Origin of the sequence: Microcoleus sp. MON1_C5 (assembly GCF_036701875.1) — a bacterium.
Lineage (GTDB): Bacteria > Cyanobacteriota > Cyanobacteriia > Cyanobacteriales > Microcoleaceae > Microcoleus.
In genome coordinates this window covers 1-8,124 of the sequence record NZ_JAUBRN010000115.1, presented here as the reverse complement: position 1 = coordinate 8,124, position 8,124 = coordinate 1, and the positions used below count along the sequence as shown (strand labels likewise).

7 protein-coding genes and 1 pseudogene are annotated in these 8,124 nt (G+C 44.8%); 3 read left to right on the top strand and 5 right to left on the bottom strand.

What is annotated here, in order from left to right; genetic code table 11:
* A partial coding sequence (locus QUA71_RS28460) for an ATP-binding protein (RefSeq protein WP_333290269.1) occupies positions 1-1,066 on the bottom strand: 1,066 nt, incomplete at its 3' end.
* 2 nt (positions 1,067-1,068) lie between these two features.
* The gene (locus tag QUA71_RS28455; RefSeq protein ID WP_333290267.1) at positions 1,069-1,284 is read right to left on the bottom strand and encodes a hypothetical protein; all 216 of its coding nucleotides are present in this window, start codon (positions 1,282-1,284) and stop codon (positions 1,069-1,071) included.
* Between QUA71_RS28455 and QUA71_RS29405 the strand changes: the two genes are divergently transcribed.
* Positions 1,183-1,434: an NACHT C-terminal alpha/beta 1 domain-containing protein gene (locus QUA71_RS29405; protein ID WP_445243835.1), complete on the top strand. Its 252-nt coding sequence runs from the start codon at positions 1,183-1,185 to the stop codon at positions 1,432-1,434. The two genes, QUA71_RS28455 and QUA71_RS29405, sit on opposite strands and share 102 nt — an antisense overlap.
* A gap of 29 nt (positions 1,435-1,463) precedes the next feature.
* Here QUA71_RS29405 and QUA71_RS28450 read toward each other — a convergent pair whose 3' ends face one another.
* The 3 genes from QUA71_RS28450 to QUA71_RS28440 form a co-directional block, all read right to left on the bottom strand.
* Complete coding sequence (locus QUA71_RS28450; RefSeq protein ID WP_333290265.1) at positions 1,464-2,105, bottom strand: RNA ligase family protein; 642 nt, start codon at positions 2,103-2,105, stop codon at positions 1,464-1,466.
* Between the two features lie 175 nt (positions 2,106-2,280).
* The gene (locus tag QUA71_RS28445; RefSeq protein WP_333290263.1) at positions 2,281-4,698 is read right to left on the bottom strand and encodes an EF-hand domain-containing protein; all 2,418 of its coding nucleotides are present in this window, start codon (positions 4,696-4,698) and stop codon (positions 2,281-2,283) included.
* A gap of 661 nt (positions 4,699-5,359) precedes the next feature.
* Positions 5,360-6,604 carry an HhoA/HhoB/HtrA family serine endopeptidase gene (locus QUA71_RS28440; protein WP_333290261.1) on the bottom strand — a complete coding sequence of 415 codons (1,245 nt, stop codon included), beginning with the start codon at positions 6,602-6,604 and terminating at the stop codon, positions 5,360-5,362.
* A gap of 178 nt (positions 6,605-6,782) precedes the next feature.
* On the opposite strand from QUA71_RS28440, the gene QUA71_RS28435 reads away from it, so the two are divergent.
* Positions 6,783-7,136: a metal-sensitive transcriptional regulator gene (locus tag QUA71_RS28435; RefSeq protein WP_190659600.1), complete on the top strand. Its 354-nt coding sequence runs from the start codon at positions 6,783-6,785 to the stop codon at positions 7,134-7,136.
* A gap of 346 nt (positions 7,137-7,482) precedes the next feature.
* Positions 7,483-7,674 (top strand): annotated as a pseudogene (locus QUA71_RS28430) (IS1 family transposase); the annotation flags it as partial.
* Positions 7,675-8,124: the final 450 nt, after the last annotated feature.

Genomic DNA, 8,124 nt, shown 5'->3' with positions numbered 1-8,124 from the left:
AACTGCTTATCAATCTATTCAACAAGCTCTCTCTATTGATGGCTCCATTTTTTCCCCTAGTTGAGCAATTACTCTCACTTATAGACATTTGATGTTCTGAATTCAAAGTAAATTTCCCCCCAAAATATTGAATAAATTTTTCATCTACAAAGCCGTTTCTATGAGAATACAAATGCCTTATTTGAAGTATCTTCTCTATTTCATTTTGTTTGGATTCATTAAGAACACCCAAATCGCTTATTTGTTTATTTTCTTTTATAAAACCTTTTACACTACCTTTTTGCAACTTACCAAGTTTTTCTTTGGCACAATATTTGACAAATTCTTCCATGTCTGAACAATTTAAAACCTCTTCAAGAGTAACTTGCTGTTTAGATTTTAGTGTTGCCGGATTTGCAAGAAAAATCTCATACAACAAGTCCGACAAATATGTTTCAAAGTTATCCACAAAGGAGGAAAACAATATTCTCGTAAGTATTTTTCCTTCTTGATTGATTGTAGGCGTATTTGCATCTATTGGATAAAGCATCAGAGCAAGATCATCTATTATCTTTAAAATACTTTGATAGTGTTCAATCAACTTGCTCTTGGCATTTGTTGCCTTTCTTTTATATTCTTCAAGCTGCTGATTTATACTTGTAATTTTAAAATATCCGTTGACTTTTAATTGAGGTTCACTAGGATTTAAAAGTAGAATTTGAGCGCCAACTCTTTTATAAACTTTATCTTCTACAGCAACTAAACAATCACATTTTTTAATTTTTATTGCATAAAGCTTTTTGCCATTATATACAACGTATTGGTAATATACCTGCGGTTGGTGTGAAAGAATATCTAATGCTTTATGAATAATTGTGTTGGCATGAAATTCTTCACTTAAACCGTTGATTTCGATATTTCCTTGCCGACCCTCTGACACACCCAAAATGATGTATCCACCCTCAGAATTAGCAAATGAACTGATTAGTTTAGCAATGTTATTGGATGGTGGCAAAACCGCTTTATATTCAAGCGTAGAGCTTTCTGCCTGTCCAATTATTTGGGCTACTTCATTTGTAATATCCATGTTTAAACTCGAATCCTATTAATACCTGTCGTTTTAATAATTTTGCCTAGAGTTAAAGTTCTTGGTTCATCAACCCCATTATCAATCCATAATTCTGCATTAGGATTATCTACAGTATCTTTTTCAGAGGTATAGTAAATAATAACTGCTCGATTGTCCGACGGTCTTACAACAACTTCTACGAAGACGCGATCGCCGCTACCCAAGATTTTAGCCAAACTTTTCTGCATACCCTTACACGCTTTGACGCTATAATCTGCCTCATCACCGACTCATCCCATCCAATTATTCCCACTTTCTCAACTCAACACCCCCACCCGATTCAATCTATACTTACCTGGCTGCAACGCACCCTATTACAAAACTAGCCGATAAAAGTTAGCCTTCAGATTTGATATTACTCCCAGTAATTTTCCCAATCATCCTTAAAAGCTTGCTGCAATCTCTGCATATACGCATCAGTCTTAATCTTCACCATCCACAGATTATTAGAATTGCGGCCTCCCTTGCACACAACACCTTCATCCACACCGTATTTCCCCTTGCGAAGAGCGTCCATAAACTTGCCCGTCAGTTTGCCGCGATAAATCACTCGCGCAATATTTAATTTACCAAAATCCTGAATAAACCGATCGGGAACAACCATACCGCCCTCAGTTTCCACATCAAAAAGCACCAGTTGTTTGCGATCGTCCTTTTTGTGCTTTCCCGCAAACGAGTTAGCACCAAAAAACTCTGTAAACACAGTAATTTCAGGGCAGTGATAGTGTTCGTTCTCTCGAAATATAGACTCTAAGGGACTAGCAAAGTCTCTTTTAAATATTTCCGGTGCTTCTTCTAAACCTGGATGTGCAGTATTAAATTCTGCAATTCCCATCTCATCCAAATCAAATCTACTGCGGCGCGTACCAAAAGCATACCAACCAAGTTCAACTTCCCAAACCCAATGCAAATTAGTGCCATCGTACTTCTCAAAAGCTACACATTGTTCGTTAGGGCAATTTTTACTATCTGGAATTTTGGGATAGGCAAGAAGCATGAGTCGTGCGATCGCTCCGCAACAAAAGAGACTATTCTCAGTTTACCCCCTAACCGCTAAGGGGGTTGTCATAAAACGATCGCGGTTTTTCCCGTACCGAACTCCTGGAGTATTGCTATATATTTGAAGAGGTAAAAAGTTAAGCTTAAAAACTTAAGTTTTTACTGACTGATATTCAAGTAGCCTCGACGAACACACCGCTGCGAGCAAACTCCTCTTCTTCAGGAGTGAATACTGGAGGTTCATCCACAAGGTCAGGGTCAAAGTAGTATGTCTCTTGTAGGAATTGTCCCGTGACGATCGCCTCGTCCAACTCCTGGATGTAATCTTGGGCAACTAAGCATACCTCCTTGATGCCTTCCTCATCCCTCTTATCCAACAGCTTGTGCAATATTGCTCTCACCCCTGTCAGTCGTGCCGCGGGCTTGAGTATGGTGTAGAGGCGGTACATCCGATCGGTGGCAATGCTGATTTGTTTGAGGGCTTTGGCTCGTGCTAGCTCAGACTCAATGCTGGGCCAATAACGGGTGGTGTAGAATGCTTCCTCATCCTTTTGATACCACTCTTCCGATCGCGCAATTGATGAGGAGACAGTATTGTGCAACTTCCAGAAGAATAAGCGCAGGGAATCGCCATCTACTACGGTGGACAGCTTGGCCTCCATTGATACCTCAAAGCTATTCAGACGCGGGTCGCGCCCAAGCACCAGGTACTCCAGAGGGTACATTTCCACCTCTTTATTCTGCACGACGTAGGCGTTGAGGTGGTGGCGGCAGTAGGGGCAGGGATACATAGTGGCAAACAGGTTGAAGAATTCCTTGAAAATTGCCACCAGAGTTTTTTGCTGTTCGGGGGTCTTGGTAGAGACGATTTCAGCCGTAGTGTGGAAGAAACGCCACACCGCAGGGCCAATATAGTAAGGGAAGCTGACCCGCATTTGTGAATTCTTTACTTCAGTGCGATCGATATAAACATCGATAAACGCCACATATTGCGAGAGTTCGCCAGACTCGCGCCCACACTCTAAGCTTTCGCGCCGTTTCTGTATCCCATTGAGGTAGTGGTGGGTCAAGCGCCATGCCTGTTGAAGCATCAGTTGCTGTTTTGGAGCGCATTTGGCAAAGTTTTCTGCAACATCCGCCCCATAGCGCCCAAATTCCCCTGACGTTTTAGTCGCTTCGTACCACTCGTTTAAAGCTGCTTCATCAGGCACCGTGTTGAACGGGATGTCTGCTGCGGTAACGGCGCTGAAGGCAGCCAGCAACTTCGGCATAAAGTCTTCATACCAATATGCTACTGGCATCATCGCACCATCTATTTCCTCTGATGCCTCCGAGAGGATGACCCGGTTCCACTTCTTCAGGTACTCCTTGGCATCTCCCTCGGATTTGGGTGGTGGCGGCGCCATGTTCTCACTCAGCTCCAGGTTTCGCAGTCGGTTGAGTTCGTTGATTGCAAGCACACCCTCGGCGATGTCACGCAAGTTGAGACTATCCTTTTTGATGGTCATTGCCAACTCGACTGCCGCCCCAAACTTCTCCTTGGCCGTGGCAGACTTACCCCGCGCCTCCAACATGGCTTTTTCTTCGGCCAACATTTCAGGAGTTTTTTCTATGGTTTTCCAATTCTTGATGCGATGCTCTAGTCTGCCCAATTCATCTTCGAGCGATTTAACTACTGCATCCAGTAGAGGGTTGCACGCCGATTCTACTACACCCAATCCTTTATAAAGCGCGATCGCACTCCTGACAAATGGCACAAAATCAACGATTCTGTATGGCAAGTTTCTCACGCACAGGTGAGTCTCGTGGTTGGCGGAAAAACTCTCGCGGAAGCTGCGGTAGGCTGCTCCCTGGATCAGACGAAACAAACCAATCTGCATCTCCAAGCGGGACGTACCGCGCTTCTTATCAGCTTGTGGGTGTTGGGCGAGTAGTTCTTTGAGCCGCGCTATTTCTCGATTGCTATCGGTGGGTGGTTCTTGTAGCTCTTGTAGATGAGGTTCAATAGTGGCAGAAGCTGCCTCATTGACAACAGTGGCTATACTTTCGATCGCAGCCACTGTACTATCTGAAATCTCGGTTGTCTGTGTACTGACAACGGGAATCGGCGAGTCTTGATCTGCTGTTGTGATATCTGACTCATCGGGTACGAGTGTGCAGAATTCCTCAAAGTCAATTAAGGCATTGCCGTCATGATCTGCCTCTTTGATAATCTCATCAAGCTCTGGCTCTGTCAGCCCAAACGGGCTCATCATATCCTGCATCTCGTTTTTAGTGATTTGACCGCTACCATCCTCATCAAATACACTAAATGACCTTTTGAGACGACTCTGGCGATCGCCTTGTTCGGACATCATCAGCATTTTGAATTCCTCAAAATCGATACTGCCCGACAAGTCTACGTCCACTTCTTTGATCATCTCGCGCAGCTCGGTTTCGTTAGGACTCTGGCCTAGCGATCGCATCACTTGAGCGAGTTCTTCTGATGAAATAGCACCCCTCCCGTCCGCGTCAAATACTTGGAACGCTTCCCATAACTTTGCTTCCTCTTCTTCTGTCATGACTTTTTTTTCAATATCCACAGATGTCATACTAAATTTTCCCTGATTTTTTTATTTTATGTCTATTAATTATGGCTAATATAAGTAGGTAAGCGCAAAAAAACAATAATATTTTGTAGGGTCTTGCCCGGGCAGGTTTAGCCTAGTATCTATACTAAGAGAGATGTTATTAGTGCAAAAGCTGGTCTACCCTGTAATGTTTATTTAAACCCACTTATTTTAATTGCTGATAACTTACATAACTGTTACAAACGATACTATAACTCTGCATAGTTGCCAGCGTCATCGCAATGGTTGGGCGTTTTAGTTGGTGAATTAAACAGTTAGAAAGCCATCCCTATTTAAGTCAATCAAGAGTTTTTCTTGTTAACCTTTGACAGTTGACTGTGAGTCGATAAACTCAAATTAGCGCTGATATATCGAAAATACATATAGCTGCCACTTGACTCAACTTTGTAATTCCCATGAAGCACGGATTTGAGCTGAAGCGGTTAGAGTGCGATCTAGACTGAAGGGCGAGATCCTTTTACAGGAGCATTTGAGTTAAAAATAGACGCAATATTCGGTCATAGTTGAGTGAAGTTAAATCATCTATGATAGCAATCCTATTTCATTTGTGAACAATTTTTAGGCCCAGCACGCGATCGAGTCGAGGAGGGGGTTTTAGCGATTTCCCCCCTTCCCCTTCTAGTTAAAAATCTCTCAGTTGAGCAGTTTGAACCGGAACTTCTTTAATCTGGGCACCGCGGCGCACCTTAAGTTGCAGAATTTGACCGATTTTGCTGTTTTCCACCAAATTTTGCAACTGTTCGGGTTCAGTCACTCCCTCGCCATCAATTTGAACGATGACATCCCCCTTGCGAATCCCTGCTTCCTCAGCAGGCGTATTTGGCACAACTCGCATCACTAACACCCCTTGGACTTCCGGCACAATTAAAGGAGCATTGGGGTCAGAATTATTCTCTCTGGCCATTTCAGGAGTCAAAGCAATCATCTGAATCCCCAAAAACGGATGGCTGACTTGTTCTCCCTTGGCTAACTGCGCGTAGATGGCCTTGGCTTTGTCGATCGGAATCGCAAACCCAATACCCATTGCGTCGGCTCGAATCGCCGTGTTGATGCCAATCACTTCTCCTCTGCTGTTTAACAGGGGGCCGCCGGAATTGCCGGGATTGATGGCGGCGTCGGTTTGAATGAAATCGAGCCGCTTGTCGGGAATACCGACGGCTGCACTGGAGCGTTTGAGGGTGCTGATAATGCCCAAGGTGACGGTGTTGTCAAATCCCAGGGGGTTGCCCACGGCGATCGCCCAATCTCCCACTTTCACCGCGTCGGAATCTCCCAAGGTGGCCGTCGGCAGGTTTAATTGTTTGGTATTAATTTTGACAACAGCCAAATCTGTTACTTCGTCAGTACCTTGGACTTCTCCTGGAAATGTCCTGCCGTCGTTTAAGGTGACAGTCACTCGATCGGCTTTGTCAACTACGTGAGCGTTGGTTAAAACAATCCCGCTTTTGTCAATAATGAAGCCGGAACCTTGACCGCGTAAGCGTTCTTGTCTGGGGGTGAGGCTGCGTAAATCTTCTCCCAAAAATCTGCGGAAGAAGGGGTCTTCCATTAAAGGGTCGATGTTGCGACTGACAGTGCGCTCGGTATCAATGCGGACAACTGCCGGTCCGACTCGATCGACAGCCGCCGTCACAAAACTGGCCGTATCCGCCAGGAGTTCCCCGCCCCGCAGCGCTAACTGTTGCGGATTCGGGGGGGTGGCGGGGGAACTCGGGAACTGTAAGTTGGGCGGATTTGTGCCCTCAGCGGCGGCAGCGGGTGCAGCATTGATACCCAGGGCACTCAGGGCGATCGTCATTGCTAAAATTAGGGCGAACCAACGAGCACCGATTCGAGGTGTGGGGCGAAAAAACTTAAATAGTCGCATAGCGTCAATCTTTGTTAGTCTGGGTTAGTCTGGTAAACGTGTGCGATCGTGCGGACTCAATAATCTGCCGCTATGAAGATCCTAAATATATTTTGACAGTTACAATACATGAGTCAGGATCCCGCACCAACTCAACATATTCAGAATTCTAACTTTTAAAAATTCCCTCGTAACCCCAATGATTCTATCTGATACTTCTACTGACAAATCCTTGCCCTCAAATTCCCACCACCATCACGACGATAAATCAGTCCACCCTCACCATCACGATGAAGAATCGATGCGGCGGCTGGTAAATCGCTTGTCTCGGATTGAAGGGCACGTCCGCGGCATTAAAACAATGGTCCAAGAAAACCGTCCCTGTCCCGAAGTTCTCGTGCAAGTTGCTGCGGTTCGAGGAGCGCTCGATCGCGTAGCGAGAATCATTCTTGATGAACATTTAACTGAGTGTATTGGCAGAGCCGCTAAAGAAGGCAATATCGATACGGAAATCGAAGAGTTGAAAGCGGCTTTGGATCGGTTTTTGCCTTAGCCGCTGCCAATTTTTACCGAAAATTTGGGTTGAAAGCCCCGCACTAAAAACGAGAAATATGCCAAGGTGGCCCGAAGCGTGCAGCTAACACCCAAAAAAAGGGGAGGCGTGAGCGTTTCAATGCGATGAGTTATGGTCATTGGTAGAAAACAAAGACAACAAGCAGTGGGTTCCGTTGGCGCTTGATGCAGACAAAGAGTGAGATTGTTGGCGTTTACATTGGCGCACGGGATGAAGCAGCAGCCCGCAAATTGTGGGAATCGTTGCCTCCGGTCTATCGCCAATTTCTAGGCAGCGTATGGAGCCGTTCTACGCCCGATGTCCGACAGCAAAACCAGCTACCGAAGAGCGATTCAACAATACATTGAGGCAACGGGTGTCTCGGCTAGTCCGAAAAACCTTGTCCTTTTTAAAATCGTTGGAGAATCACATTGGTGCCATCTGGTATTTCATTCATCACTACAATGCCTCATTACTTGTGGATCACTACCAATACTTTGTGGAGGGTTTTAAGTGTTTAGAAAGTTACGAGTTATAATTGGCATAACGAGCTGTTCCTTTTCCAAAGGACATTAAGTTTTAAGCCTAATGTTGTTGGGAATATTTTATCGACTATAGCCATCCTAAATCATTTGTGAATTTCTTACTCCCTCCCCTGGATAAGGGGAGGGTTGGGGTGGGGTCAAAAATTTACGACTCATTTAAGATTGCTATATCTTCTATCAAAGTGTAACCTGTGATCGACTTACTTCTTCAAGTATGGGGAGGATTATTTTATCTTCTCAACAAAGTTTTTTTCTCAAGGGCGGAACGCAGTAAAAACAGTCAAGGCAAGCAAAAATCGCGTTTTTGGGCCTGGGCATTCTATCTCATTGGTGTACCAGCATGGGTCATAGTCCTGGTATCGGGACGGCATTGCACAGTTGTGGTATGCTATCGATAGCACGCCTGCAAGGAACAAACATATTTCAGCTAGTAATAGGCACAG

Coding starts and splice junctions, on each gene's coding strand:
- QUA71_RS28450 (WP_333290265.1), bottom strand. CDS start 2,105: ATGCTTCTTGCCTATCCCAAAATTCCAGATAGTAAAAATTGCCCTAAC.
- QUA71_RS28445 (WP_333290263.1), bottom strand. CDS start 4,698: ATGACATCTGTGGATATTGAAAAAAAAGTCATGACAGAAGAAGAGGAA.
- QUA71_RS28435 (WP_190659600.1), top strand. CDS start 6,783: ATGATTCTATCTGATACTTCTACTGACAAATCCTTGCCCTCAAATTCC.
- QUA71_RS28440 (WP_333290261.1), bottom strand. CDS start 6,604: ATGCGACTATTTAAGTTTTTTCGCCCCACACCTCGAATCGGTGCTCGT.